22 protein-coding genes are annotated in these 25,152 nt (G+C 70.3%); 7 read left to right on the plus strand and 15 right to left on the minus strand.

The genetic code is table 11. The features are described 5' to 3' along the window. The first annotated feature begins 149 nt into the window (after positions 1 to 149). Positions 150 to 1,142 (plus strand): sigma-70 family RNA polymerase sigma factor, encoded by a 993-nt coding sequence (locus ACWFR4_RS27435; protein ID WP_453467508.1) that lies wholly within the window; start codon positions 150 to 152, stop codon positions 1,140 to 1,142. Here the strand turns inward: ACWFR4_RS27435 and ACWFR4_RS27440 are convergent. Further along, entirely contained in the window at positions 1,044 to 1,415 is a 372-nt protein-coding gene (locus ACWFR4_RS27440; protein ID WP_453467506.1) for an STAS domain-containing protein, read from the minus strand. The genes ACWFR4_RS27435 and ACWFR4_RS27440 overlap by 99 nt on opposite strands. A gap of 187 nt (positions 1,416 to 1,602) precedes the next feature. On the opposite strand from ACWFR4_RS27440, the gene ACWFR4_RS27445 reads away from it, so the two are divergent. Beyond that, positions 1,603 to 2,526: an AEC family transporter gene (locus ACWFR4_RS27445; RefSeq protein WP_453467504.1), complete on the plus strand. Its 924-nt coding sequence runs from the start codon at positions 1,603 to 1,605 to the stop codon at positions 2,524 to 2,526. Between the two features lie 69 nt (positions 2,527 to 2,595). Here ACWFR4_RS27445 and ACWFR4_RS27450 read toward each other — a convergent pair whose 3' ends face one another. The 12 genes from ACWFR4_RS27450 to ACWFR4_RS27505 all read right to left on the minus strand — a co-directional run bounded on the left by ACWFR4_RS27450 (position 2,596) and on the right by ACWFR4_RS27505 (position 17,010). Next, positions 2,596 to 3,873 (minus strand): thymidine phosphorylase, encoded by a 1,278-nt coding sequence (locus ACWFR4_RS27450; RefSeq protein ID WP_453655030.1) that lies wholly within the window; start codon positions 3,871 to 3,873, stop codon positions 2,596 to 2,598. Positions 3,874 to 3,967: 94 nt separating this feature from the next. Beyond that, positions 3,968 to 4,357 carry a cytidine deaminase gene (locus ACWFR4_RS27455; protein WP_266673546.1) on the minus strand — a complete coding sequence of 130 codons (390 nt, stop codon included), beginning with the start codon at positions 4,355 to 4,357 and terminating at the stop codon, positions 3,968 to 3,970. After that, entirely contained in the window at positions 4,354 to 5,643 is a 1,290-nt protein-coding gene (locus tag ACWFR4_RS27460; protein WP_453655032.1) for an ABC transporter permease, read from the minus strand. Before ACWFR4_RS27460 ends, ACWFR4_RS27455 begins: the two co-directional genes overlap by 4 nt. Beyond that, entirely contained in the window at positions 5,640 to 6,785 is a 1,146-nt protein-coding gene (locus tag ACWFR4_RS27465) for an ABC transporter permease (RefSeq protein WP_453467500.1), read from the minus strand. Before ACWFR4_RS27465 ends, ACWFR4_RS27460 begins: the two co-directional genes overlap by 4 nt. Continuing rightward, the gene (locus ACWFR4_RS27470) at positions 6,782 to 8,413 is read right to left on the minus strand and encodes an ABC transporter ATP-binding protein (protein WP_453655160.1); all 1,632 of its coding nucleotides are present in this window, start codon (positions 8,411 to 8,413) and stop codon (positions 6,782 to 6,784) included. Before ACWFR4_RS27470 ends, ACWFR4_RS27465 begins: the two co-directional genes overlap by 4 nt. Positions 8,414 to 8,605: 192 nt before the next feature. Next, positions 8,606 to 9,667, minus strand: a complete 1,062-nt coding sequence (locus ACWFR4_RS27475) for a BMP family lipoprotein (protein ID WP_453467498.1) — start codon at positions 9,665 to 9,667, stop codon at positions 8,606 to 8,608. Between the two features lie 209 nt (positions 9,668 to 9,876). Next, positions 9,877 to 11,136 carry an amidohydrolase gene (locus tag ACWFR4_RS27480; RefSeq protein ID WP_453655033.1) on the minus strand — a complete coding sequence of 420 codons (1,260 nt, stop codon included), beginning with the start codon at positions 11,134 to 11,136 and terminating at the stop codon, positions 9,877 to 9,879. A 159-nt stretch (positions 11,137 to 11,295) separates the two neighbouring features. After that, entirely contained in the window at positions 11,296 to 12,078 is a 783-nt protein-coding gene (locus ACWFR4_RS27485; protein WP_453467509.1) for a glycoside hydrolase domain-containing protein, read from the minus strand. Positions 12,079 to 12,259: 181 nt separating this feature from the next. Further along, positions 12,260 to 13,327, minus strand: a complete 1,068-nt coding sequence (locus tag ACWFR4_RS27490) for a hypothetical protein (protein WP_453655035.1) — start codon at positions 13,325 to 13,327, stop codon at positions 12,260 to 12,262. A gap of 85 nt (positions 13,328 to 13,412) precedes the next feature. Next, entirely contained in the window at positions 13,413 to 14,351 is a 939-nt protein-coding gene (locus ACWFR4_RS27495; RefSeq protein WP_453463668.1) for an N-acetylneuraminate synthase family protein, read from the minus strand. A gap of 14 nt (positions 14,352 to 14,365) precedes the next feature. Continuing rightward, a complete protein-coding gene (locus ACWFR4_RS27500; protein WP_453655037.1) occupies positions 14,366 to 15,667 on the minus strand; it encodes a cytidylyltransferase domain-containing protein in 1,302 nt (433 codons plus the stop codon). A 26-nt stretch (positions 15,668 to 15,693) separates the two neighbouring features. Then, positions 15,694 to 17,010: a DUF6716 putative glycosyltransferase gene (locus ACWFR4_RS27505; protein ID WP_453655039.1), complete on the minus strand. Its 1,317-nt coding sequence runs from the start codon at positions 17,008 to 17,010 to the stop codon at positions 15,694 to 15,696. A gap of 198 nt (positions 17,011 to 17,208) precedes the next feature. On the opposite strand from ACWFR4_RS27505, the gene ACWFR4_RS27510 reads away from it, so the two are divergent. The 4 genes from ACWFR4_RS27510 to ACWFR4_RS27525 all read left to right on the plus strand — a co-directional run bounded on the left by ACWFR4_RS27510 (position 17,209) and on the right by ACWFR4_RS27525 (position 21,659). Next, positions 17,209 to 18,189, plus strand: coding sequence for a glycosyltransferase family 2 protein (locus ACWFR4_RS27510; protein WP_453463662.1), 981 nt, complete (start codon positions 17,209 to 17,211; stop codon positions 18,187 to 18,189). After that, positions 18,186 to 19,523 carry a polysialyltransferase family glycosyltransferase gene (locus ACWFR4_RS27515; protein WP_453655041.1) on the plus strand — a complete coding sequence of 446 codons (1,338 nt, stop codon included), beginning with the start codon at positions 18,186 to 18,188 and terminating at the stop codon, positions 19,521 to 19,523. The genes ACWFR4_RS27510 and ACWFR4_RS27515 overlap by 4 nt, the downstream gene beginning before the upstream one ends. Then, positions 19,520 to 20,665 carry an acyltransferase family protein gene (locus tag ACWFR4_RS27520; RefSeq protein WP_453655043.1) on the plus strand — a complete coding sequence of 382 codons (1,146 nt, stop codon included), beginning with the start codon at positions 19,520 to 19,522 and terminating at the stop codon, positions 20,663 to 20,665. The genes ACWFR4_RS27515 and ACWFR4_RS27520 overlap by 4 nt, the downstream gene beginning before the upstream one ends. A gap of 94 nt (positions 20,666 to 20,759) precedes the next feature. After that, positions 20,760 to 21,659, plus strand: a complete 900-nt coding sequence (locus ACWFR4_RS27525) for a class I SAM-dependent methyltransferase (protein ID WP_453655045.1) — start codon at positions 20,760 to 20,762, stop codon at positions 21,657 to 21,659. A gap of 26 nt (positions 21,660 to 21,685) precedes the next feature. Here ACWFR4_RS27525 and leuE read toward each other — a convergent pair whose 3' ends face one another. Both leuE and ACWFR4_RS27535 read right to left on the minus strand, forming a co-directional pair. Further along, positions 21,686 to 22,342 carry a leucine efflux protein LeuE gene (gene leuE, locus ACWFR4_RS27530; protein ID WP_453463653.1) on the minus strand — a complete coding sequence of 219 codons (657 nt, stop codon included), beginning with the start codon at positions 22,340 to 22,342 and terminating at the stop codon, positions 21,686 to 21,688. A gap of 78 nt (positions 22,343 to 22,420) precedes the next feature. Continuing rightward, entirely contained in the window at positions 22,421 to 24,010 is a 1,590-nt protein-coding gene (locus ACWFR4_RS27535) for an acyl-CoA mutase large subunit family protein (RefSeq protein WP_453463651.1), read from the minus strand. 232 nt (positions 24,011 to 24,242) lie between these two features. Between ACWFR4_RS27535 and ACWFR4_RS27540 the strand changes: the two genes are divergently transcribed. Beyond that, positions 24,243 to 25,091 carry a L,D-transpeptidase family protein gene (locus ACWFR4_RS27540; RefSeq protein ID WP_453463649.1) on the plus strand — a complete coding sequence of 283 codons (849 nt, stop codon included), beginning with the start codon at positions 24,243 to 24,245 and terminating at the stop codon, positions 25,089 to 25,091. Positions 25,092 to 25,152 lie beyond the last annotated feature (61 nt).

Below are 25,152 nucleotides of genomic sequence, written 5' to 3' on the forward strand. Positions count from 1 at the left end.
CCCCGCCCTAATCGTACTGACAACGCCCCTCGGACCGGCGTATTTCGCCGGTCCGAGGGCCGTTGTCAGTGCACTGCGGTAGCTTCCGAAGTGCTGGGACTTGCATGGACTTTCGGGACTTGTCAGAAGCCGCAGGGCGGGGTGTGGACATGAGTGACATCGCAGGGACGACCACTGAACTGGACGTCCGTCTCGAGCAGTACCGGGTCGAGCTGACCGGGTACTGCTACCGGATGCTGGGCTCGGCCTTCGAGGCCGAGGACGCGGTGCAGGACACGATGGTCCGCGCCTGGCGCAGCTTCGACAAGTTCGAGGGCCGCTCCAGCCTGCGCTCGTGGCTGTACCGCATCGCGACGAACGTCTGCCTGGACATGCTGAACGCGGGCAACAAGCGGGCCCGTCCGATGGACCTGACGGCGGCGGCGCCGCTGGCTCAGGCGGCGCTCACACCCCGGCCGGACAACGTGTGGCTGGAGCCGATGCCGGACGCGCGCGTGCTGCCGACCGTGCACGACCCTGCGGAGGCGGCGGTGGCGCGGGAGTCGGTGCGCCTCGCCTTTGTGGCGGCGCTCCAGCAGCTGCCCCCCAAGCAGCGGGTCGTGCTCATCCTGCGCGAGGTCCTGGCCTGGAAGGCGCAGGAGGTCGCCGAGCTGCTCGACACGTCGGTGGCGTCGGTGAACAGCGCGCTCCAGCGGGCCCGCGCCACGCTCGCCGAGGCCCCGGCCGAGACGAAGGGCTCCGACGGCGAGCTGGACGAGGAGCACCAGGCGCTCCTCGAGCGCTATGTCGCCGCGTTCGAGGGATACGACATGAAGGCCCTCACGGCCCTGCTCGCCGAGGACGCCATCATGACCATGCCGCCGTTCGACCTGTGGCTGCGCGGCACGCCGGACATCACGGGCTTCATGACGACGATCGGCGCCTCATGTGCCGACAGCCGGCTGGTGCCCGTCGAGGCCAACGGATCGCCCGCGTTCGCCCACTACAAGCCCGACCCGGACAACGGCGGGTTCGCGCCGTGGGCCGTCCAGGTCCTGGAGATCTCAGACGGCCGGATCACCGGACTCCACTGCTTCCTGGACACGGCCCGCTATTTCCCGCTGTTCGGTGTGCCGCTCCATCTCGACGACCAGGCCGCCTAGGCCGGGCAGGCCGACCAGCTGGAGCAGGGCCCACAGGGCCGGGGACGGATCGCGCAGCCGCAGTCCCGACCCCGCCCTGCGGGCGGCGAGCTGCATCCGGGCGAGCGCGTCCACGGTGGCGAGGTCGGCCGTGGTGACGGCCGCGAGGTCGCAGACGACGTCGCGTGCGGGGGCGCGGGCGCACGCCGCGCGCACCTGGTCGCACAGGTGCGGCACGTCGCCGCGGCGCAGGGGGCCGGCGAGAGCCAGGTCGGGAAGTCGGGAAACAGCCACGCAAGGGAGACCTGCCCGGCGGCGGGAACTCATCGGCGGTCCGGCCGCGCGCCGAGTGCCGTGCATCACCTTCCCCGTGTGTCGCGCGCATCACGTTGACCCCGCGTCGGGTGCCCTCCGACGCTATGGGGATGCACCTTGATCGCGTACCTGCTCAGCCGTCCGCACGACGCCGGCAGGGGGCATCGTGACAGGGGTGCTGAACGGGTTCGCCGTCATCGCGGTGGTCATCGCCGTCGGCTACCTGATCGGCAAGCGCGGCTATCTCGGGGACAACGGCCGCGAGGTCCTCACCAAGCTCGCCTTCCATGTCGCCACGCCCGCACTCCTGTTCACCACGCTCGCGAAGGCCGACCTTTCGGTGATCCTGTCGCCGCGGCTGCTGGTGACGGCGCTGAGCACGGCGGCGGCGGCCGGGGTGTTCATCGCGGTGGGCGTCGCGCGCCGGTGGGGGGTGGGGCGGACGACGATCGGTGCCCTGTGCTCCAGCTACGTCAATTCGGGGAACCTCGGCATCCCCATCGCCGTGTACGTCCTCGGCGACGCCTCGCTGGTCGCGCCCGTGCTGCTCTTCCAGCAGATCGTGGTGACGCCGATAGCGATGACGGTCCTCGATCTGTCGGAGGCCGGGGAGACGAAGTCGCTGTGGCGGCGGCTCGTCACACCGCTGCGCAACCCGATCGCGGTCGGCGCACTTGCGGGCGTGATCGTGGCGGCGACGGGGTGGACGGTGCCGGGGCCTGTCTTCAACCCGGTCGATCTGATCGGCAAGATGTCCGTGCCGGTGGTGCTGCTGGCGTACGGGATCTCGCTGTGCGGGAGTTCGTTGCCGGCCCGGCGCGGTTCCGACCGGGTCCCGGTGCTGCTGTCGGTGGCACTGAAGTCGGTGGGCCAGCCCGCGGTGGCGTGGGTACTCGCGGCGGGCGTCTTCGGCCTGCGGGGCGCGTCGCTCCTGGACGTGGTGGTGACGTCGGCGCTCCCGGCCGCGCAGAACCTCTTCACGTACGCGTCGCGCTACGACGTCGCGGAGAAACTGGCGAGGGAGTCGATCCTGCTGTCGACCCTGGCGTCGGTGCCGGCGCTGGTGGTCGTCGCGGCGCTGCTGGGGTGAGCCGAACGGGACCGGCAGAGGTCCACCGATCCCGTTCACCTGTGCCAGGAAACCCGGAGAAATCCCAGGTCAGCCGATGCGTTCCCGCACGACCGGCGTGGCCTCGAACGTCGTCCCCGGGGCCGCGATGTCGTACGAGCCCCCGACGGACTCAAGGGCGTACTCGAAGCGCTCCGGTGTGTCCGTGTGCAGGGTCATGAGCGGCTGGCCCTCCGTCACCGAGTCGCCCGGCTTGGCGTGGAGTTCGACGCCGGCGGCGGCCTGCACCACGTCCTCCTTGCGGGCGCGGCCCGCGCCGAGGCGCCAGGCGGCGACGCCGATGTCGTACGCGTCGAGGCGGGTCAGGACGCCGGACTTCCCGGCCACCACCACGTGCTGCTCACGGGACGTGGGCAGCGCCGCGTCGGGGTCGCCGCCCTGCGCGGCGATCATGCGGCGCCAGACGTCCATCGCGGAGCCGTCGGCGAGGGCCTTCGCCGGGTCGGCGTCCTTGATGCCCGCCGCATCGAGCATCTCGCGGGCCAGTGCGAGGGTGAGCTCGACGACGTCGGCGGGGCCGCCGCCCGCCAGCACCTCGACGGACTCTCGGACTTCGAGGGCGTTGCCGGCGGTGAGGCCGAGGGGCGTCGACATGTCGGTGAGCAGGGCGACGGTGCGCACGCCGCTGTCGGTGCCCAACTCGACCATGGTGGAGGCGAGTTCGCGGGCGTCCTCGATCGTCTTCATGAACGCGCCGGTGCCGACCTTGACGTCGAGGACGAGCGAGCCGGTGCCCTCGGCGATCTTCTTCGACATGATCGAGGAGGCGATGAGCGGGATCGCCTCGACGGTGCCGGTGACGTCGCGCAGCGCGTAGAGCTTCTTGTCGGCGGGGGCGAGCCCGTCACCGGCCGCGCAGATCACGGAGCCGACGGTGTCGAGGACGTTCAGCATCTCGTCGTTGGACAGCAGGGCGCGCCAGCCGGGGATGGACTCCAGCTTGTCGAGGGTGCCGCCGGTGTGGCCGAGGCCGCGGCCGGAGAGCTGCGGGACGGCGGCGCCGCACGCGGCGACCAGCGGGGCGAGCGGCAGCGTGATCTTGTCGCCGACGCCTCCGGTGGAGTGCTTGTCGGCGGTCGGGCGGGACAGGGACGAGAAGTCCATGCGCTCGCCTGAGGCGATCATCGCGGCGGTCCAGCGGGCGATCTCCGTACGGTTCATGCCGTTGAGGAGGATCGCCATGGCGAGCGCCGACATCTGCTCGTCGGCGACGACGCCGCGCGTGTACGCGTCGATGACCCAGTCGATCTGCTCGTCGCTGAGTTCGCCCCGGTCCCGCTTGGTCCGGATGACGGAGATGACGTCCATGGCGTTGTCCTTCCGCAGGTGGCAGCAGGGCCGACTCTACGCGCATAGAGCGACCCGTTGAAAGCGGCCCCGCCCAACAGGGCGGGGCCTTCGGTCAGTTGAGGTGCTGGGGTCCGAACGCGTCGGGGAGCATCTCGCCGAGCGGGCGGATCCCCGACGTCGTCTCCAGGAGCAGCTCGGGCCCCCCGAACTCGTACAGGAGCTGGCGGCAGCGGCCGCACGGCATCAGGGTCTCGCCCTTGCCGTCCACGCACGTGAAGTGGGTCAGGCGGCCGCCGCCGGTCAGCTGGAGCTGCGAGACGAGCCCGCACTCGGCGCACAGGCCGAGCCCGTACGACGCGTTCTCGACGTTGCAGCCCGACACGGTGCGGCCGTCGTCCACACGGGCCGCGGCGCCGACCGGGAAGGCCGAGTACGGCACGTACGCGCGGGACATGGCCTCACGGGCCGCCTCCCTGAGTGCTTCCCAGTCGGCTTCCGTCACTTGCCCTGACCCTTCCGGTAGCGCATGCCGTCGGCCTTCGGCATCCGCAGCCGCTGCGCGGACAGCGAGAGCACCAGGAGGGTGACGACATACGGGGTGGCGCCGACGAAGTCGCCGGGCACCTCATCCGTCAGGAGGTACCAGACCAGGACGACCACGGCAATCACCGCACTGATCGTGGCCTGGATCATGGCCTTGCGGTACGCCTTCCAGCCCGCCAGGAGGGCGAGCAGGACGACCAGCAGGAGCAGCAGCGCGTGGACGGTCTCGCCGCCGTTGCGCAGCTGGAGCGCGTCGGAGAAGCCGAACAGGCCCGCGCCCATGGCGAGTCCGCCCGGCCGCCAGTTGCCGAAGATCATGGCGGCGAGGCCGATGTAGCCGCGCCCGCCGGTCTGGCCCTCCAGGTAGCTGTGGGAGGTGACCAGCGCGAGGAACGCGCCGCCGAGACCCGCGAGTCCGCCGGAGATGGCGACGGCGGCGTACTTGTGCGCGTACACGTTGACGCCGAGGGACTCGGCCGCGACCGGGTTCTCGCCGCAGGAGCGCAGACGCAGGCCGAACGAGGTGCGCCACAGCACCCACCAGCTGCCCACGAAGAGCAGCACGGCGAGGATCGTGATCACGGAGACGTTGGTGACCAGGCCGCCGAGGATGCCGGCGAGGTCGGAGACCAGGAACCAGTGGTGCTGCTCGATGGAGTGCAGCCCGCTGGACAGGCCCGGGATCGTGACGTCGCCCAGCGACTCGGCGGGCGGCGACTGCTTGGGGTTGCCGCCCTTGGCCGCGGGCTCGCCGTCGGCGAAGAACAGCTTGGCGAGGTACTGCGTGGCACCCAGGGCGAGGAGGTTGACGGCCACACCGGAGACGATGTGGTCGACGCCGAACGTGATGGTGGCGACGGCGTGGATCAGACCGCCGAGGACACCGAAGCCGATGCCGCAGACGAGGCCGAGCCACGGGCTGGTCTGCCAGCCGAGCCAGCCGGCGCCGAACGTGCCGAGGATCATCATGCCTTCGAGGCCGATGTTGACCACGCCGGCCCGCTCCGACCACAGGCCCGCGAGGGCCGCGAGCCCGATGGGCACGGCGAGTCCGAGCGCGGCGCTGATCTGGCCGCCGGAGGTGAGCTGGTCGGCGCCCGTGATGACGCGGACGGCGGAGACCAGGAACAGCGCGCCGACGACGACCATCAGGGTCTGCCCCGTGGAGAGCCGGCCGCGCGCCTTCTTGGCGCCGCTCACCGCGGGGGCCGCGGGAGGCGGGGTGTCGGTCTTCGTGGCGCTCATCCGGCCACCTCCTGCTTGTCGGTGCGGACGGCGGCGGCCTGCGCGGCGAGCTCGGCGCCGACCCGCTGCTGCTGGCGCTTGAGCCCGTAGCGGCGTACGACCTCGTAGGCGATGACGACGCACAGGACGATGACGCCCTGGATCACGCCGAGGATCTCCTTGTCGTAGCCCTGGAACTCCAGGTGGTTGGTGGTGCGCTCCAGGAAGCCCCACAGCAGGGCGCCGAGCGCGATGCCGACCGGGTGGTTGCGGCCGAGCAGCGCGATGGCGATGCCCGTGAAGCCGAGACCCACCGGGAAGCTGTTGTCGTACTGGTGGCTGTCGTTGAGCAGCGTCGGCATGCCGACCAGACCGGCCACGGCACCCGAGATGATCATGCTGGTGGCGACCATCTTCTTGACGCTGACGCCGCTGGCCGCGGCCGCCGACTCGGACTGGCCGACCGTGCGCAGGTCGAAGCCGAAGCGCGTGCGGCCGAGGACGAACCAGTACGCGACGCCGACGAGCACGGCGATCACGATGAAGCCCCAGACCTGGCCGGCCGGACCCGCGTCCATCGCGAAGAAGTACGAGGACTTGGGCAGCGGCTTGGTGGAGACCAGGGTGCCGGCGTCGTCGAGCTGGCCGAGCTGCTCGGGCTGGAGCAGGTAGGCGATGATCGCGGTGGCGATCGCGTTCAGCATGATCGTCGCGATGACCTCGCTGACGCCGCGGGTCACCTTGAGGATGCCCGCGATGGCGGCCCACAGGGCACCGGTCGCCATGGCGGCGAGCATGATCAGCGGGATGGACAGCCAGCCGGGCAGCGTGAGCGCCCCGCCGAGCACGGCGGCGACGAACGCGGCGAGCCGGTACTGGCCGTCGACACCGATGTTGAACAGGTTCATGCGGAAGCCGATGGCCACCGCGACACCCGCGAGGTAGTAAGTCGTCGCCTTGTTCAGGATGTAGACCTGGCTGTCGCTCGCGGAGCCGTAGGTCACCATGTCGCTGAACGCGGCGAAGGGGTCCTTGCCGGTCGCCGCGATGATCACGGCGGTGACGACGAGCGCGGCGATGACCGCCAGGAGCGGGGCGGCGACCGCGAGGATCAGCCGCTCCTTGTCGATCCGGGACCTGCCCCGGGATATCAGTGTCTTCATCGGGCGTCCCCGCCTTCGGCGTCTTCCGTGTGCTCGAGGTGGCCGGAGGCCGCACCTGTCATGGCGGAGCCCAGCTCCTCCGGGGTGATGGTGGCGGGGTCGGCGTCGGCGACCAGGCGGCCGCGGTACATCACCCGCAGGGTGTCGGACAGGCCGATCAGCTCGTCCAGGTCGGCCGAGATGAGCAGCACGGCGAGGCCCTCGCGGCGGGCGCGGCGGATCTGGTCCCAGATCTGGGCCTGCGCGCCGACGTCCACACCGCGGGTGGGGTGGGCGGCGATCAGCAGCTTGGGCGCGTGGCTCATCTCGCGGCCGACGATCAGCTTCTGCTGATTGCCACCGGACAGGGAGGCCGCGGTGACCTCGATGCCGGGGGTGCGGACGTCGTAGTCGCGCACGATGCGCTCGGTGTCGGCGCGGGCGGCCTTCAGGTCGAGCAGCCCGCCCTTGGAGTTGGGGCGCTCGGTGACATGGCCGAGGACCCGGTTCTCCCACAGTGGCGCTTCGAGGAGCAGGCCGTGACGGTGCCGGTCCTCGGGGATGTACCCGACGCCGGCTTCGCGGCGCTTGCGGGTGGAGGCCTTGGCGATGTCGTCGCCCTCCAGCACGATCGTGCCCGAGTCGGGGCTCCGCATGCCCATGATGGCCTCGACCAGCTCGGCCTGTCCGTTGCCTTCCACACCAGCGATGCCGAGGACTTCGCCCTTGTGGATGGTGAAGGACACGTCGTCGAGCAGCAGCCGCGTCGCCGGTCCGTTGATGGTGTCGACGAAGAGGAGGCTCGTCGAGGTGCGTTCGTCTGCCGGGTCCATCGAGACCGGGCCGCTGTCGCTCAGCGTCAGCCCGCCGATCTGCAGCATCGGCACGTCCGTCACCGTGGACTCGGAGGTCTCCGGGGTCGGAAGCTCGCTGCCGACCATCAGTTCGGCCAGCTGTCGGGGGGTGGTCTCGCTGGGAACGGCGGAGCCGACCGTCGTCCCCCGCCGGATGACGGTGATCTCGTCCGCGACGGAGAGTACTTCACCCAGCTTGTGGGAGATGAAGATGACGGTGAGGCCCTCGGACTTCAGCTCGCGCAGGTTGTCGAAGAGCGCGTCGACCTCCTGCGGCACGAGCACCGCGGTGGGCTCGTCGAGGATCAGCGTCCGGGCGCCCCGGTAGAGGACCTTGAGGATCTCGATCCGCTGCCGGTCGGCGACCCCGAGCTCCTCGACGAGGACGTCGGGCCGCACCCCGAGGCCGTACGCCTCCGATATCTCGCGGATCTTCGTACGCGCCTTGCCGCCGATGCCGTGCAGCTTCTCGGCGCCCAGGACGACGTTCTCCAGGACGGTGAGGTTGTCGGCCAGCATGAAGTGCTGGTGGACCATCCCGATGCCGCGCGCGATGGCGTCGGCGGGCGTGGCGAAGGTGACCTGGGTGCCGTCGACCGCGATGGTGCCCTCGTCCGGCTTCTGCATGCCGTAGAGGATCTTCATCAGGGTCGACTTGCCGGCGCCGTTCTCACCGCACAGGGCGTGGACGGTGCCCCGCCGTACGGTGATGTCGATGTCGCGGTTGGCGACGACGCCGGGAAAGCGCTTGGTGATGCCGCGCAGTTCGACGGCGGGAGGGCTGGACGCGTTGATGGCGCACTCTCCTCGGGGGACAGGACGTACGTACGGAAGGGGTGAACGGTCGCGCGGAGCCGCGCGGGGGCGCGTCGGCGACGGTAATACGCCAACTCTTAGCTACACGCGTAGAGTTGACACATTGTTATGGCCCGGCGAGGGGAAGCTTTCGCCACTCCCCCCGCCGAGCCAGGCCCTCGGGGCCTCAGGTCACGGGGTGGTCTTGACCTTGACCTTGCCGCTCGCGATCTGCTCCTTGGCGGCGTCCAGCTTGGCCTGGATGTCGTCGATGTAGCCGCCGGAGGTGGCGAGCGAGACGCCGCCGTCCTTCAGGGCGTAGGTGTTGGTGCCGGTCTTCGGCGAACCGTCCTTGACCGACTTGATCAGGTCGAAGACGCCGATGTCGACGTTCTTGACGACCGAAGTCAGGATCGAGGACTTGTACTTGGCCAGACCCGGGATGTTGTACTGGTCCGAGTCGACGCCGATCGCCCAGGCGCCCTTCGTGCCGGAGACGGCCTCGATGGCACCGTTGCCGGAGGAACCGGCCGCCGAGTAGACGACGTCGGCGCCCTTGTCGAGCATGCCCTGGGCGGCTTCCTTGCCCTTGTCCGGGGAGGCGAAGCCGGAGGTGTCCGAACCGTGGCTCAGGTACTGGACGTCGACCTTGATCTTCGGGTTGGTGGCCTTGACGCCCTGGACGTAACCCGCCTCGAACTTCTTGATCAGCGGGACGTCGACACCGCCGATGAAGCCGACGTGGTCCTTCTTCGTCTTCAGCGCGGCGGCGACGCCGGCCAGGTAGGAGCCCTGCTCCTCGGTGAAGACGATGGAGTCGGTGTTCTTGGCGTTCACCACGGAGTCGACGATGCCGAAGCTGATCTTCGGGTACTTCGCGGAGACCTTGGTCATCGAGGTGGCGTACGCGTAGCCGACCCCGATGATGGGGTTGTAGCCGGCGTCGGCCAGGTCGGACAGGCGCTGCTCGCGGTCGGCCTCGGTGTCGGAGGTCTTGGCGGTCAGCTCCTTGAGGTCACCGCCGAACTCCTTCTTGGCCTTGTCGGCACCGCGCGCGGCGGAGTCGTTGAAGGAGTGGTCGCCCCGGCCGCCGACGTCGAAGGCGAGGCCGATCTTGACGCCGCCCTTCTTGCCGGAGTCCGACGAGGAGCCCGAGGACTCGTTGTCCGAGGAAGTGCCGCCACATGCGGTGGCGGTGAGAGCGAGTGCCGCGGTGGCTATGCACGCAGCGGAGATTTTGGCTACCCGGCGCAAGGGAGGCTCCTTCGACCTGACCTGAGCGCCGGGCTCCCGGCGCTGGTTTTCGGACGGATCGTAACGCGCGTAGATGTCAGATAAAGGGCCGTTCCGCAGCCGTTATCGGATTGACGCGAACGCCGCCCGGCCGTGCGGTCTACGGGGCGTTACGGAGGTGGGTCAGGTGGGTTACGTGCCGCCCACACCGACCCTTTCCCCGCACCGGTTCACGCACCCTGCTCCCGCGCGGCCCCGTCCATCAGCGCCGCCGCCGTGAACAGCTCCACCCCTACCGTGATCGCCGAGTCGTCCGCGTCGAAGTCGCCCTGGTGCAGGTCGCGTCCGCCGCGCTCGCCGGGCGTGCGCACCCCGAGGCGGGCCATCGCGCCGGGGACGTGCTCCAGATACCAGGAGAAGTCCTCGCCGCCCAGGCTCTGAGGGGTGTCCTCGACGGAGTGGGGGCCGCGGCGCAGGGTCATCGCCGCGGTCAGGAGGTCGGTGACTTCCGGGTCGTTGACCACGGGCGGCACCCCGCGGATGTAGTTGATCTCCGACTTGGCGCGGTAGAGGTCGGCGATCTCCTGGATCGCGCCGTGCACCAGGTCGGGCGCCTGCCGCCACGCCTCCAGGTCGAGGCAGCGGACGGTGCCCGACAGCTCGGCGTGCTGCGGGATCACGTTGCACGCGTGGCCGGATTCGATACGGCCCCAGGTCACGGCGAGGCCCGAACGGGCGTCGATGCGGCGGGCGACGAGCGCGGGGACCTCGGTGGCCACCTTCGCGGCGGCGGTCACGAGGTCGGTGGTGAGGTGGGGGCGCGCGGTGTGCCCGCCGGGCCCGTCGAGCGCGACCTCGAGACGGTCGCAGGCCGAGGTGATCGCGCCCGGCCGCAGTCCGATCCGGCCCGCGTCGACCTTCGGGTCGCAGTGCACGCCGATGATCGACCCGACGCCTTCGAGGACGCCCGACTCGATGGCGTCGGGGGCGCCGCCGGGCAGCACCTCCTCGGCGGGCTGGAAGATCAGGCGTACGGGGTGCGGGAGCCGGCCCTGCCGGTGCAGCTCGGCGAGGACCAGGCCCGCCCCGAGCACGACCGTCGTGTGCACGTCGTGACCGCAGGCGTGGGCCCGGCCGGGCACGGTGGAGCGGTAGGCGCAGCTCGCCTTGGTGTCCGGGATGGGGAGCGCGTCGATGTCGGCGCGCAGGGCGAGCATGGGGCGCCCGCCCCGCCACTCCCCGTCCTCGGTGCCGATGTCGCAGACGAGTCCGGTGCCGATGTCCAGGATGCGTGGCGTGAGTCCGGCCTTCTCGAGGCGGGCCCTGATCGCCGCCGTCGTGCGGAACTCCTGGTTGCCGAGCTCGGGGTGCATGTGCAAGTCACGCCGGAAGGCGACCAGTTCGGCACGGAGCTCTTCGGACAACGTGCCGGGCAGCGCTCCTGCGGGGACCGCTTCCGCGGGCTGACCGGCCTCGGACCCTGGGGACATCAATTGGTTCACCCTTTGAAGGGTAGGCCGGGGCGGGGGGCAACCGCCCCACGATCAACAAAAATTCAACCGAATTGGGGTAAGAAACTCGGGCCCGGCTCGCATGGCATACCCGTACGGGGGGTATGACACCTCTTTCATACCCCCCACCGGCCTCAGCTACCCGACGATCGCCACCGGCGCGTCCCAGGCGTCCCGGTCCACTGTGATCGTGTAACCGCCGCGGGACTCCTTGCTGTTCACCATGTACTGGTGGGCGCGGCGGTGGCCCGTCCACAGGGTGGAGGCGAAAGGCCAGTCGGACGTCGTGGTGTTGACCTTGTCCCAGAGCGCGTACCAGAGGACGTCCGGCATGTCGGTGCGGTTCGTCGTCGTGGCGACGGCCTTCGCGCTGGAGCTGCGGAAGCCGTAGAAGCCGGTCCGGTAGTTCTTGGCGTGCACGGCCTTGTCCCAGGCGCGGACGTAGGTGAGGACCGCGTTGTTGCAGGACGTGTCGGTGGTGTCGTACGACTCCATGTCCAGGTAGAGCGGGGAGCCGCTCTTCATGCCGAGGGCTGCGGCCTTGGTGACGGCGTCGGCGCCGTCCTGCGCACCGAGCGACGCGGCGGTGGACGCGGTCATCTTCTCGGGGTTCGCGCCGGACTGGCAGGGCGGCTGGGCGCCCACGTAGAGCGGGATCAGTTTCCAGCCGGAGGCGCTGACCGACTTCACCCACGAGGCGGTGAGGTTGGGCTGGGCACAGCCGCGGTTCTTGCCGCCCACGTAGACGGCGGCGGCGCCGTAGAAGCCGGTCTTCCAGGCCTTCATGGCGGAGAGCGAGGGGGCCGTGCAGGTGTCGAAGGCGCGGCCGGTGTACGTCTTGGCCGCGGGCAGGGTGGTGGCTGTCGCGGACTGGGCCACGATCGCTCCGGTGGCGGCCAGTGCCACGCCTGCGGCGGACATGGCGAGGTAGCGGCGTCTCTTGGACAGGCGGTGCCGGGGGTGCGTCACGGGTTCCTCTGGGCGCTCTGTACGGATGCGGAGTGGGGGGTGCGGTGGGTTTGACCGGCCGGTGCCCCGACGCGTTGCCCTTCGGATGGCCATGCGATCACCAAGGTCTGGCCAAGATCCCGGAGGCTGGGGTTCACATCGCCGGGGCGACCGAGGCGAGGCGGTGTACGTCGCGTGCGGTGCCGGTGACGCCGGAGAGGAAGCCCTGGGCGCGCGGTGAGGCGTTCTCCGTCAGCCACGCGGGGTCGATGTCGCAGACGGCCACGCGGACCTCGGTGCCGGCGAGGGCCAGGGGCAGGGTGTGGACGACCGTCGAGGGGAAGCTGAGGATCGTACGGCCGATGGGGCCGCGGCGGGCGATCAGTTCGAGGGGGAGGTCGGGGCGGACCACTTCGAGGCCGGTCTCGGTGGCGATGCGGTGCAGTTTGTCCGAGCTCTCGCGGCGGTGGGCGAAGTAGCGGGTCGCGCCGTGGGCGCGGGCGAGGGTCTGGACGGCCTCCAGGTAGCGGTCCGGGTCGACGACGCCGGTCTCGACGAGGGACGTGCCGACGAGGTCGGCGCCGTTCCTCATGCGGGGCGGGCCGAAGCGGGCGCGGGTCCAGGTGAAGTCGTTGCGGGTGACGCGGACGCCGTCGGGGACGGAGTCGATCGGCATGGCCGAGAAGACCTCGACGGTGCGGCGGGTGCCGTCGGGGGTGAGGCGGCGGCGGGCGGCGGCGGAGACGGGCGCGAAGACGACGTCGCGCGGTCCGGGGCGGCCGCCGCGGCGGTGCCAGCGCACGAGGCGCTCACCGCGGGCGAGCTGGGAGACGAACTCCATGGTCGCGGTGCCGTCGTCGACGACGACGAGTTCGGCGGCCCGGGTGATCGTCAGCAGGAGCTGCACGTAGCGGGAGAACGGGTCACCGATGACGATGCGGGCGGCCTTGCGCAGCGCGCCCGCGAGTCCGCCGATGGTGTGGAAGGGCGCCGTGGCGCCGCCGCGTGCCTCTTCCCAGCGGACGGTGTGGCCCTCGTCGCGGGCGAGTTCGGCCATGCGGCGCAGCTGGCCGCGGGTCATGGGGTCCGTGGGCGACAGGACGACCAGGGTGATCCGGTCCGTCGTCTCGGTGCTCTCGGCGAGATGCGCCCATTCCAGGACGTTGAGGAGCTGGACGGGGCTCTCCACGAAACACAGGGTTCCGGAGCGTGCTGCTGACATGGGCCCTCCGAGGGACCTGTGGGGGTTGGGGCCCGTGGGCCGGCGCCCGGCTGGGCGCCGGCCCACACGGGCGGACGTCGGACGGTCAGACGCCGACCGGCTCGCCCGCGGCGACGGCGATCTCCGACTCGGCGACGACGCCCGCGACGCGGCGGAGCTTCTTCATCGGGCCGAGCTCCGACTCGTAGACCTTCTTGACGCCGTCACCGAGGGACGCCTCGATGGTGCGGATGTCGCGCACGAGGCGGGTGAGGCCCTGCGGCTCGACGGAGGCGGCCTGGTCGGAGCCCCACATGGCGCGGTCGAGGGTGATGTGACGCTCGACGAAGGTGGCGCCGAGGGCGACGGCGGCGAGCGTGGTCTGCAGGCCGGTCTCGTGGCCGGAGTAGCCGATCGGGACGTTCGGGTACTCGGCCTGGAGGGTGTTGATGACGCGGAGGTTGAGCTCCTCGGCCTGCGCCGGGTACGTCGAAGTGGCGTGGCACATCAGGATGTTGTCGCTGCCGAGGACCTCGACCGCGTGCCGGATCTGCTTCGGCGTCGACATGCCGGTGGAGAGGATGACCGTGCGGCCGGTGGAGCGCAGGGCGCGGAGCAGCTCGTCGTCGGTGAGCGACGCGGAGGCGACCTTGTGGGCCGGGATGTCGAACTTCTCCAGGAAGGCGACGGCCTCGGTGTCCCACGGGGAGGCGAACCAGTCGATGCCGCGCTTCTTGCAGTGCTCGTCGATCTGGCGGTACTCGTCCTCGCCGAACTCGACGCGGTGGCGGTAGTCGATGTACGTCATGCGACCCCAGGGGGTGTCGCGCTCGATGTCCCACTGGTCGCGCGGGGTGCAGATCTCCGGGGTGCGCTTCTGGAACTTGACGGCGTCGCAGCCGGCCTCGGCGGCCACGTCGATCAGCTTGAAGGCGTTGTCGAGGTCGCCGTTGTGGTTGATGCCGATCTCGCCGGTGATGTACACGGGGTTACCGGGGCCGGCCGTCTTCGAACCGAACGTGCGCAGGCGGGAGTTGGTGCTCATGACTGGGGAGTTCCTTACTTGTTGAGGGAGTCGAGAGAAGGGCCGAGGATCCAGGTGGCGATCTCTCGGATCGCGCCGTCACCGCCGGGGAGAGCGGTGACCGCGCGCGCGGCGCCTCGTACGACGTCGTGGGCGCTCGCGACCGCCACGGGCCAGCCGACAAGGCCGAAGCACGGGAGGTCGTTGACGTCGTTGCCGACGTAGAGCACGCGCTCGGGCGCGATGCCCTGCTCCTCGCACCACTGCTTGAGTGCGAGGTCCTTGCGGTCGATGCCGTGCAGGACCGGGATCTGGAGCTTCCTGGCCCGGGCGGCGACGACCGGGTTCTGTTCCGTGGACAGGATCAGCAGCGGCAGGCCCGACTTGCGCAGGGCCGCGATGCCGAGGCCGTCACCGCGGTGCACGGTGACGAACTCCCGTCCGTCGGAGTCGATCAGCACCTTGTCATCGGTCTGGGTGCCGTCGAAGTCGAGGACGACCGCGTCGATGTCTTCGGCGGTCGGGAGGGAGCCGGGCCTGTTCGCGTCGAAGAGGGGCGCGAGGGCACGGGCGCGGGAGAGGTCGTGCGGGTCGTCGATCTCCAGGACCCGCGCGGGGTCGGTGCGGACGAGTTCCGTGCGGCCGAAGAAGCGGTGCTTGGCCTCGCGGAAGCCGCTCGCGTCCATGGCGTAGACCGCGCCGGTCTCCAGGAGGTCCTGGGGGCGGTCCTGGCGCATCTGGCGGAAGGACTTGTCGTGGTTGACGCCGTAGCCGCCGCTGGTGGCCGCGGGAGCGACCAGCGTGTCCGTGCTGCCTTCGACGGAGGCGCGCTCGACCGCGGCGGGCGCGGCCGGCTCGTCATCGGCGTCGCGCCACACGAAACCGTGGAAGGGGGCGACGGTCAGGGCCGTGTCGGCGCCCTTCTCGACGATCGCGTTGACGACGCCGTCTATGTCCTCGCGGACGATGAAGGGGCTGGTGCACTGGACGAGGAGCACGACGTCGACCGCTGCGCCCTGGAGGGCCTCGTGGGCGTCGAGGGCGTGCAGCACGGCCGCCTCGGAGCTCGACTTGTCGCCGGCGATGGCGGCCGGCCGCAGGACGACCTCGGCTCCCGCCTCGCGGGCCGCGGCGGCGATCGCGGCGTCGTCGGTGGAGACCACGACGTCCGTGACGAGCCGGGTGGCGCGGCACTCGCGGACGGTGCGGGCCACGAGGGGCACGCCACCGACCGGGGCGAGGTTCTTGGCGGGCACTCCCTTGGAGCCGCCACGGGCGGGGATCACGGCGAGGACGCGGCGGACCGGTGCCGCTGTGCCCGCTTCCGGGTTGGTCATCAGGTCTCCTTGAGGGGTACGGGCGTTCACAGCTCGCCCATCCGCCGGATGACGGGCGCCACGCGCTGCACTCCGTGCCGGTAGGCGCCACGGGCGGCGCGGCGCACGATCTGGCGGACGGGGCCGGGCTCCTTGCCGGCGGCGGGTGCGCCGGGCAGCGGCGTCCCGTCGGGGGCGAGGTGGTGGCGGGCGAGGATGCGCGGCAGATAGCCGGGGGCGGTGGTGAGGCTGTAGTAGGGGGCCAGGGGCGGGAGCCGGTCGGCTCCGGTGAGGCCGGTGACCCGGGCGCGGGCCGTGTCGAAGGCGGTGTCGTACGTGCCGTCGGCCGCGACGCCCTGGCGTGCCACCCACTCCTCGTCGGCCTTCGGCAGGTGGCCCGCGTCGAGCTGGTCCCAGGAGGCGAGGCACCCGGAGCCGGTGAAGTGGTGGTTGCCGAGAGCCTCGCGCACCCCGAGGTCGGTGAGCAGGGCGGTGGGGATGCGCCGGTGCAGGGCTTCGAGCGCGGCCGTCGAGCTGACGGTGACCAGGAGGTCGGTGCGGTCGAGCACCTCGCCCATGTGCCCGTAGACGAGGCGGCAGTTGGCGGGCAGTCCGCCGTCGATCCGCTGGGCGAGCTTCTGGTAGGGCGCCTCTTCGATGTGGGTGGTGTGCTCGCCGGGCTTGCTGCGCAGCTTGAGCAGTACCTCGCGCTCGGGGTGCAGCCGGGCGTGTCCGACGAGCCGCTCGAGCAGGTAGGCGCGGTCGGCGGGGGTGTCCGGTACGGAGGGCTGCGCGGCGAAGACGACCGTGTACGGGTCGTGCTTCTCCTCGTAGGGCGTGCCGCCGAGGAACGGCAGCGCGCACTCGGTCACCGAGGAGGCGTCGGCGTCCACACCCTCGTACACGGCGCGGAAACGGTCCGCGTCGTGGCGGGAGTTGGCGAGGACGAGGTCGGCGCCGTGCCGCAGGAGCAGTCCGTCGGCGAGCTTCTCGTAGACGACGCCCACGTAGCCGGTGACGACGACGGGCCGCCGGTCCCGGCCCTGCCAGGCCCGCGCGAGGCCGTGGAGCATGGCCTGGACGGCGCCGCCGACGAGGGCGAGGACGACGACGTCGTACCGGTCGGCGTCCTGCTCCATACGGCGCAGGAATTCGACGGCGGTGACTTCGTCGAGGCTGTCGGCGCGGACGCCGACTTCGTCGAGTTGGCGGGGTGTGGGGGTCGCCCGGCCGCGCAGGAGGAATCCGTTGAGCGGGCTCTCGTCGGTGGTGAGGCGGCGCGCGGTGAGCGCGCCCCACTTCCACCGGGTGTCGGAGTCCGCGAGCACGGCGACCCGTCGGGTCTCAGAGGTACTTGCTGGCACACCGAAGAAGCTAGGAAGCGATTTGGGACCGCGGCCCAACCGGAGTGCAACAAACGGTTAACAGCGCACCGACGAATGGCGAATCCGGCCGGGAAGCGTCCGGGAAGCAGGCGGGTTCACTATTCCGCCACGCGTCGTTCACCTGACATCTCACCATCGGTCAAGACGAATGCCGGGCCGCCGCCTAGCGTCCTTCACGTGGTCAAGCTCTCCGTCATCGTGCCGTTCTACAACGTGCAGCAATACGCGCCCGACACCCTCAGAAGTCTTCGCGCCAACGCGCGCGACGACTTCGAATTCATTCTCGTCGACGACTGTTCGAAGGACGAGACCCCGGACATTCTCGCGCGCGCCGAGCGCGAGCTGCCCGGCGCAGTCCTGGTCAGACACGAAAAGAACGGAGGCCTGGCCACCGCGCGCAACACCGGACTCGACGCGTCGCGCGGTGAGTACCTGACATTCCTGGACGGCGACGACTGGCTCGCCCCCGGTTACTACGAGCGACTCCTCGCCTCCATAGAGGGTCTGGGCTGCGACTTCGTCCGTACGGACCATGTCCAGTGCACCGCGCGGGCCCGCACCGTCCACCGCGTGCCGACCGGCAGGCGCGGTGTCGTCATGGATCCGCGCGAGGCGATCCTGCCCGCCGACCGCTCGACGTCCGTCGACTACGCGTACGCGTGGGCCGGTATGTATCACCGCCGGCTCGCCGACGCCGGTCTCCTCCACTTCACCGACGGCCTGCGTACGGCCGAGGACCGGCCGTGGATCTGGCGGCTGCACCGCGAGGCGAAATCCTTTGCCGCGGTGGGTCTTCTCGGGGTTTTCTACCGGCGCGGTGTCGCGTCCTCGCTGACGCAGATCGGCGATGTCCGGCAGCTCGATTTCATCAAGGCGTTCGACCAGGTGGTGGCCGAAACGGCGCAGGACAAGGACGCGGAAAGTCTTCTGCCGAAGGCCGTCCGTACGTACTGCGCGATTATTTCCCACCACTTGGGATCCATCGAAAGGTTCGAACCGGCAGTGGCGCGCAAATTGAAGACAATGAGTTCCGCGGCGCTGAAGCGCATGCCGCAGGACGTGCTCGACGACGCGCTCGACTCGATGGACGTACAGCGGGCGACGCGCCTGCGCCGGCTGCGGCGCCGCCCCGCCGCGGCGGGGGTGGCTGCCGCGTGACCACGCAGATCTTCCTCGCCTCCACGCTGTACGGGACCGCGACGCTCGCCGCGGCCCTCGACGCGGACTGCTTCGCGCCCGCGGACCGGCGCATCCTGCTCGTCGCCAACAACGCGGCGACCCCGGAGACGACTCCCGCCATCGACGAGATGCCGGGCTTCGAGCGGCTGCGCGGCCGCTTCGACGACGTCGTGTCGTGGAACGAGACCATCGCGCCGTTCCACCCGGGCGGCTGGGCCCCGCGCCCGGACGACGTACCGCTGTGGGAGCGCCATCTGCGTCTCGCCTGGGACCTGGGCGACGACGACGTCGAGCTGGCCGTGGAGTCGATCCAGGTCAACCCGGCGATGGCGGTGGCGCAGATCTTCACCGGCGTCCCCGTCGACGTGTACGCGGACGGCCTGATGAGCTACGGCCCCACCCGCAACAAGATCGACCCGCTGGTCGGCACGCGCGTACGGCGGCTGCTGCATCTGGACCTCGTGCCGGACCTGAAGCCGCTGCTCCTCACGGAGTTCGGCGTGGTGCCCGAGATCCTCCCGACGGACGTCTTCGTGAAGGCGCTGGCCGAACTGAGCGATGTGAGCGGCGAGTTGCCGCCCGTCGGGCCCGAACCGGCCGTGCTGCTCGGGCAGTACCTGTCCGCGCTCGACATCCTCACCGCGCAGGAGGAGGAGGACCTGCACGTGCGGATGATGCGCGGCGCGGTCGCCCTCGGCCACACGCGGATCGTCTTCAAGCCCCATCCGACGGCGCCGGCCACCTGGTCCCGCACGCTGGAGGCGGAGGCGGAGAAGCTCGGCGTCGAACTCACCGTCCTCGACACGCCCGTGCTCGCCGAGGTTCTGTACCAGCGGATGCGCCCGGCCCTGGTGGTCGGCTGCTTCTCGACGGCGCTTTTGACCGCGTCCGCGTTCTACGGCATCCCGGTCGCCCGCATCGGCACCGGCACCCTCCTCGACCGCCTCGCGCCGTACCAGAACAGCAACCGCGTCCCGGTCACGATCGTGGACGCGCTGCTGCCGGAGCTGTCGGAGCAGGCGGCCGTGACCGCGCAGGAGTCCGGCACGGCGACCGCCGAGCTGAATCAGCTGGTGCGCGCGGTCGGCTTCGCGATGCAGCCGAAGATCTACCCGGAGCTGCGGGCGGCGGCCGAGCGCTACCTCTCCACGCGCCTGAACGACCACACGTGGCGCTACTTCAAGCGCCGCCGGCTCACCTCCCTCGCGCTGCCCGGCGCCGTTCCGGCCCAGCTCGCGTTCATTCCGCGCAACGCGACGGTGCGCCGAGTCGCCCGCCGCGCGCGCTCGTTCAAGCGGGCCGCCCTCGGATGAGTACTTCAGAGACGACGCTCCCGAAGCTTTCCCCGGGAGCGGACGCCACGGTGCGGACCGCGCGCTCCGGCGCGCACGCACCGCGGCTGAGAGCCCTGGACGGCCTACGACTCATAGCCGCCCTGATGGTCGCCGCGTACCACTACGGCGGCCGCGACGGTGAGGTGTCCCAGGCGTGGGGCACGTCACTGAAAGTCCAGTTCCCCTCACTGCACCAGTGGTTCGCCTACGGCTGCCTCGGGGTGCAGATCTTCTTCGTCATAAGCGGCTTCGTGATCTGCATGAGCGGCTGGGGCAAGCCCCTGCGCTCGTTCTTCGCCTCCCGCGCGTCCCGTCTGCTGCCGTCGTACTGGGCGGCCGTGATCCTGGTGACGGCGGTCTTCGCGCTGCCCGTGGTCGCGTACAAGGCGGTCTCGCCCAGTGACGCGCTCCTCAATCTGACGATGCTTCAGCAGCCGCTCGGCGTGGACCGGGTCCTCGGCGTGTGCTGGACGCTGTGGGCCGAGGTCCGCTTCTACGCGCTGTTCGCCCTGTGCGTCGTCCTGCCGGGCGCGAACCGGAGCCGCATCGTGCTGTTCTGCGCCGTGTGGACGCTGGCCGCCGCGATCACCCAGGCGTCCGGCGAGCCGGCCCTCGAGGTCATCCTGATGCCGGAGTACGCGCCCTACTTCATCGGCGGCGTCGGCCTGTATCTGCTCCACCTCGACCGCCGCGACATGACCGCGTGGGGCATCGTCCTCGTGAGCTGGCTGATCGGTCAGCACTACGCGGTGGCCGCACTGTGGCACGCACCGAATCCTCACTTCTTCTCGTACCGCGGGTCGGGAACGATCATCCTGATAGTGACGCTCGGTTTCGTGGCGGTGGGCGCGATCGCGCTCGGGCTGCTGAACCGGGTCAACTGGGGATGGCTGACGGTCGCCGGTGCGCTGACGTACCCGTTCTACCTGGTCCACGAGCATCTGGGCTGGGTGACGATCGAGGTGCTGCACCGGCGTCTCGGGCTGCCCTCGGCCGCGACGTTCACGCTCACGGTGGCCGCGATGCTCACCCTCGCGTGGCTCCTGAACCGCTTCGTCGAGAAGCCGCTTGCACCTTTCCTGCGCAAACAACTGAACCCCGCTTCCGCCAGGATTCACTGAGGATTCATGCCCGGAGGAGTTTGCTGAACGATTGGCGGATGCGATCTGCGGGCGCCTTGACCCTGTCCGAAAGAAGCTCATAGGTTCGCGTCCCATGACTGCTGTGCACACCACCGCCCGGCGCCCGATCGACCTCGACGACGTACCCGGCTGGTTCCCCCCGCTCGACCAACTCCTGTTCACCTGGTTCCTCGAACGACAGGCGCGGCGGGAGGTCAGCGGCGATCTGCTCGAACTCGGCACCTACATGGGCAAGAGCGCGGTGCTTCTCGGACACCACCTGCGCAGCGCCGAGAAGTTCACCGTGTGCGACCTGTTCGAGGGCGACGCCCCTGACGAGGCGAACCAGGCCGAATCCACCAAGTCGTACGCCTCACTGACCCGGCAGGCCTTCGAGGAGAACTACCTCTCCTTCCACGACGAGCTGCCGAAGGTCGTCCAGGCGCCCAGCTCCGTGATCTCCGCCGAGGTCGACCCGGTCACCTGCCGCTTCGTCCACATCGACGCCTCGCACCTCTACGAGCACGTGTACGGCGACATCGGCGCGGCCCGCGAGCTGCTCGGCCCGGGCGGCATCGCCGTCCTGGACGACTTCCGCTCCGAGCACACGCCGGGCGTCTCCGTCGCCGCGTGGGAGGCCGTGCTCAACCGCGGCCTGCGCCCGCTGTGCCTGAGCACCCAGAAGCTGTACGCCACGTGGGAGGACCCCGAACCCCTCCAGGACGAGCTCCTCGACATGCTGAGGGAGCGCGACGACATCGCCCTGAGCGTGCAGCAGGCGGCCGGGCACCGCCTGGTGCGCGCGAAGTCGAAGGCGGTCAAGGCGCCCGCGTCCCCGCGCTCCCGCCACCACGTGGAAGCGGCGGAGGAACCGAAGGCCGCCCCTGCCCCGCGACCGGCCCCCGTACGCAAGCGCAGCCCGGCCCGCCGTATCGCCGCGGACCTGCTGCCGCCGATCGTCACCCGGGCCGTACGCCGCGCCCGCAGGGGCTAGCCGGACAGGGGCCGGGCCGAGAGGCCTCAGGCCCCCGCGAGGGACAGCTTCACCGCGAAGCCCAGGAACAGCACGCCCGCCGCAGTGGTCGCGCCCGCCGAGAGCCGCTTGCGGCGCCGGAAGGCGCCGGCCAGGCGGGTGCCGCTGAAGATCAGGGTGGAGAGGTAGAGGAAGCTCGCGGTCTGGAGCAGCCCGCCGAGGACCACGAAGGACAGCGCCGGGTAGGCGTAACCGGGGTCCACGAACTGAACGAAGAAGGAGATCAGGAAGAGGATCGCCTTCGGGTTGAAGAGGCTGACGATCAGGGCGCGGCGGTACGGGTGCTCGTCACCGCTCCCGGTCACCGGCTGCGCCTCGCTCTCCACGACGGGCTCACCGCGCTGCTTCCACAGGGCCCGCGCCGACCGGATCATGCCGATCGCCATCCACGTCAGATAGCCCGCTCCGGCGTACTTCACGACGAGGAAGAGCACGGGCGTCGTCTGCAGCACGGAGGCCGCGCCGAGCGCGGCCAGTGTCATCAGGACCGTGTCCCCGGTGAAGACACCCGCGGCGGCCGCGTATCCGGTGCGTATGCCTTTGCGGGCGGCCACGGAGAGCACGTAGAGAGAGTTCGGTCCTGGGAGCAGGACGATGAGGACGAGGCCGGCCAGATAGGTCGGGAGATTGATGACACCGAGCATGAAAGGGAGTGTCGCACGCCTATATGGCTATACGACACTCCCTGGTCAGAGGGTGATACGTGACCTCGGAACGCGGCCTCAGAACGCGTCGGTCGGGATGTACGTGCCCCACACGTCGCGCAGCGCGTTGCAGACCTCGCCGACGGTGGCGCGGGCGCGCAGGGCGTCCTTCATCGGGTAGAGGACGTTGGCTGTGTCCGCGTCGCTCTCCGCCGCCTTCTTGAGCGCGGCGAGCGCCGCGTCCACGGCCGCCTGGTCGCGCGCGGCGCGCAGTTTCGTGAGGCGCTGGGCCTGCTGGGCCTCGATCGCCGGGTCGACGCGCAGCGGCTCGTAGGGCTCCTCGGCGTCGAGCTGGTAGCGGTTGACGCCGACCACGACACGCTCGCCGGAGTCGGTCTCCTGCGCGATGCGGTACGCGGAGCGCTCGATCTCGTTCTTCTGGAAGCCGTGCTCGATGGCGTCGACCGCGCCGCCGAGGTCCTCGACCTTCGTCATGAGTTCGAGGGCGGCGGCCTCCACGTCGTCCGTCATCTTCTCGACGACGTACGACCCGGCGAACGGGTCGACGGTGGCGGTCACGTCGGTCTCGTAGGCGAGGACCTGCTGGGTGCGCAGGGCGAGGCGCGCGGACTTGTCGGTCGGCAGCGCGATGGCCTCGTCGAAGGAGTTCGTGTGCAGCGACTGCGTGCCGCCGAGCACGGCGCCGAGGCCCTGGACGGCGACGCGGACGAGGTTGACCTCGGGCTGCTGGGCGGTGAGCTGCACGCCCGCGGTCTGGGTGTGGAAGCGGAGCATCAGCGACTTGGGGTTCTTCGCGCCGAACTCCTCCTTCATGACCTTGGCCCAGATCCGGCGGGCCGCGCGGAACTTGGCGACCTCTTCCAGGATCGTCGTCCGGGCCACGAAGAAGAAGGACAGGCGCGGCGCGAAGTCGTCGACGTCCATGCCGGCCGCGACGGCCGTGCGCACGTACTCGATGCCGTCCGCGAGCGTGAACGCGATCTCCTGCGCGGGCGAGGCACCGGCCTCGGCCATGTGGTAGCCGGAGATCGAGATGGTGTTCCACTTCGGGATCTCGGCCTTGCAGTACTTGAAGATGTCGGCGATCAGCCGCAGGGAGGGCTTCGGCGGGAAGATGTACGTGCCCCGGGCGATGTACTCCTTCAGCACGTCGTTCTGGATCGTGCCGGTCAGCTGGTCCGCGGGGACGCCCTGCTCCTCGCCGACGAGCTGGTACATGAGCAGGAGCAGCGCCGCCGGGGCGTTGATCGTCATCGACGTGGACACCTTGTCGAGCGGGATGCCGCCGAACAGGATCCGCATGTCGTCGATCGAGTCGATGGCCACGCCGACCTTGCCGACCTCGCCGGAGGCGATCGGGGCGTCCGAGTCGTGGCCCATCTGGGTGGGCAGGTCGAAGGCGACGGACAGGCCCATCGTGCCGTTGGCGATGAGCTGCTTGTAACGGGCGTTGGACTCGACGGCGGTGCCGAAGCCGGCGTACTGGCGCATCGTCCACGGGCGGCCGGTGTACATCGACGGGTAGACGCCCCGCGTGAACGGGTACTTTCCGGGCTCGCCGAGCTTCTCGGCCGCGTTCCAGTCGGCCAGCGAATCGGGGCCGTAGACCGGCTCGATGGGCAGTCCTGACTCAGACTCGCGCGCCATGGTTGTGCCTCCAGCTCGGTTGTTACTTGCCAGTCGGTTCGACCCCCGCGACGGACTGTAGCGGCGCGCCTGCTCGCGGTGGAGAGCCGCATGCTGGGACCTTGCTCACAGCGCGTCCGTCATGTTTCTCCATCCCACAATGCGCGGCACTTACGCTGAGTTCGCAACCGGACGCGCGCGGGAAACATCTCTGTTGGCACATCGGACTAGTGGCGAGACTGCGGGGGACCGGATGCGTGCGACCGTCATGCGTGGATCACTCGCCGTCGCCGGGGTCATCGCCCTGGTCGGCGGCTGTAGGACAGGGGCCGTCGACAGCGGAGGCAAGCAGCCGCCCCCGAAGGCGAACGGCTCGGCGTCACCGGCCCCGTCCGACGACGCGAAGAGACCGGGCCCGTCCCCCTCCCCCTCCCGCACCCGCACCCCGTCGGTCAGACCGACGCCGCCGCCGAAGGTCCTCATGGCGCGTGGCGCAAGCGGCGGCAAGGTACGCGAACTCCAGGCCAGGCTGCGGCAGATCGCGTGGCTCTTCGAGGGGCCGAACGGAAAGTACGGCCCGGCGACGACCAAGGCGGTCGAGGGCTTCCAGGGCAAGCGGGGCCTGCCGCGCACGGGGAACACGGACACGGTGACCTGGGCGCGGCTGGTGAAGATGACGCACGCCCCGACGCGCGACGAGCTGTACGCGTCCGGCGGGCAGCCCGCGGCGAAGCCGGACCCGCGCTGCATGACGGGCCGCGTCGTCTGCATCAGCAAGACCAGCCGCACGCTGACGTGGATGATCGACGGTAAGGCGCTGATGACCACGGACGTGCGGTTCGGCTCGCAGTTCACGCCCACCCGCGAGGGCGTCTTCAGCGTGTACTGGAAGTCCCGGCACCACGTCTCGACGATCTACCACACGGCCATGCCGTACGCGATGTTCTTCAGCGGCGGCCAAGCGGTGCACTACTCGGCGGACTTCGCGGCCCGCGGCTACAGCGGGGCGTCGCACGGGTGCGTGAACGTGAGGGACGAGGGGAAGATCGCGTCGCTGTTCGCACAGGTCCGCAACGGCGACAAGGTCGTCGTCTACTGGTGACGTGCGCACAGGTGGCCAGAAGGAGTGGGGCGCGGGCGGGACCGGGGGAACGTGTCCCGCC

The sequence above is a fragment of the Streptomyces sp. NPDC055140 genome (genome assembly GCF_053607285.1).

Excerpts from the sequence above, each read along its gene's own strand:
- ACWFR4_RS27435 (WP_453467508.1), top strand. The coding sequence starts at position 150 with ATGAGTGACATCGCAGGGACGACCACTGAACTGGACGTCCGTCTCGAG.
- ACWFR4_RS27450 (WP_453655030.1), bottom strand. The coding sequence starts at position 3,873 with ATGGACGTCATCTCCGTCATCCGGACCAAGCGGGACCGGGGCGAACTC.
- ACWFR4_RS27460 (WP_453655032.1), bottom strand. The coding sequence starts at position 5,643 with ATGAGCGCCACGAAGACCGACACCCCGCCTCCCGCGGCCCCCGCGGTG.
- ACWFR4_RS27465 (WP_453467500.1), bottom strand. The coding sequence starts at position 6,785 with ATGAAGACACTGATATCCCGGGGCAGGTCCCGGATCGACAAGGAGCGG.
- ACWFR4_RS27480 (WP_453655033.1), bottom strand. The coding sequence starts at position 11,136 with ATGTCCCCAGGGTCCGAGGCCGGTCAGCCCGCGGAAGCGGTCCCCGCA.
- ACWFR4_RS27485 (WP_453467509.1), bottom strand. The coding sequence starts at position 12,078 with ATGTCCGCCGCAGGCGTGGCACTGGCCGCCACCGGAGCGATCGTGGCC.
- ACWFR4_RS27490 (WP_453655035.1), bottom strand. The coding sequence starts at position 13,327 with ATGTCAGCAGCACGCTCCGGAACCCTGTGTTTCGTGGAGAGCCCCGTC.
- ACWFR4_RS27495 (WP_453463668.1), bottom strand. The coding sequence starts at position 14,351 with ATGAGCACCAACTCCCGCCTGCGCACGTTCGGTTCGAAGACGGCCGGC.
- ACWFR4_RS27500 (WP_453655037.1), bottom strand. The coding sequence starts at position 15,667 with ATGACCAACCCGGAAGCGGGCACAGCGGCACCGGTCCGCCGCGTCCTC.
- ACWFR4_RS27520 (WP_453655043.1), top strand. The coding sequence starts at position 19,520 with ATGAGTACTTCAGAGACGACGCTCCCGAAGCTTTCCCCGGGAGCGGAC.
- ACWFR4_RS27525 (WP_453655045.1), top strand. The coding sequence starts at position 20,760 with ATGACTGCTGTGCACACCACCGCCCGGCGCCCGATCGACCTCGACGAC.
- leuE (WP_453463653.1), bottom strand. The coding sequence starts at position 22,342 with ATGCTCGGTGTCATCAATCTCCCGACCTATCTGGCCGGCCTCGTCCTC.
- ACWFR4_RS27535 (WP_453463651.1), bottom strand. The coding sequence starts at position 24,010 with ATGGCGCGCGAGTCTGAGTCAGGACTGCCCATCGAGCCGGTCTACGGC.
- ACWFR4_RS27540 (WP_453463649.1), top strand. The coding sequence starts at position 24,243 with ATGCGTGCGACCGTCATGCGTGGATCACTCGCCGTCGCCGGGGTCATC.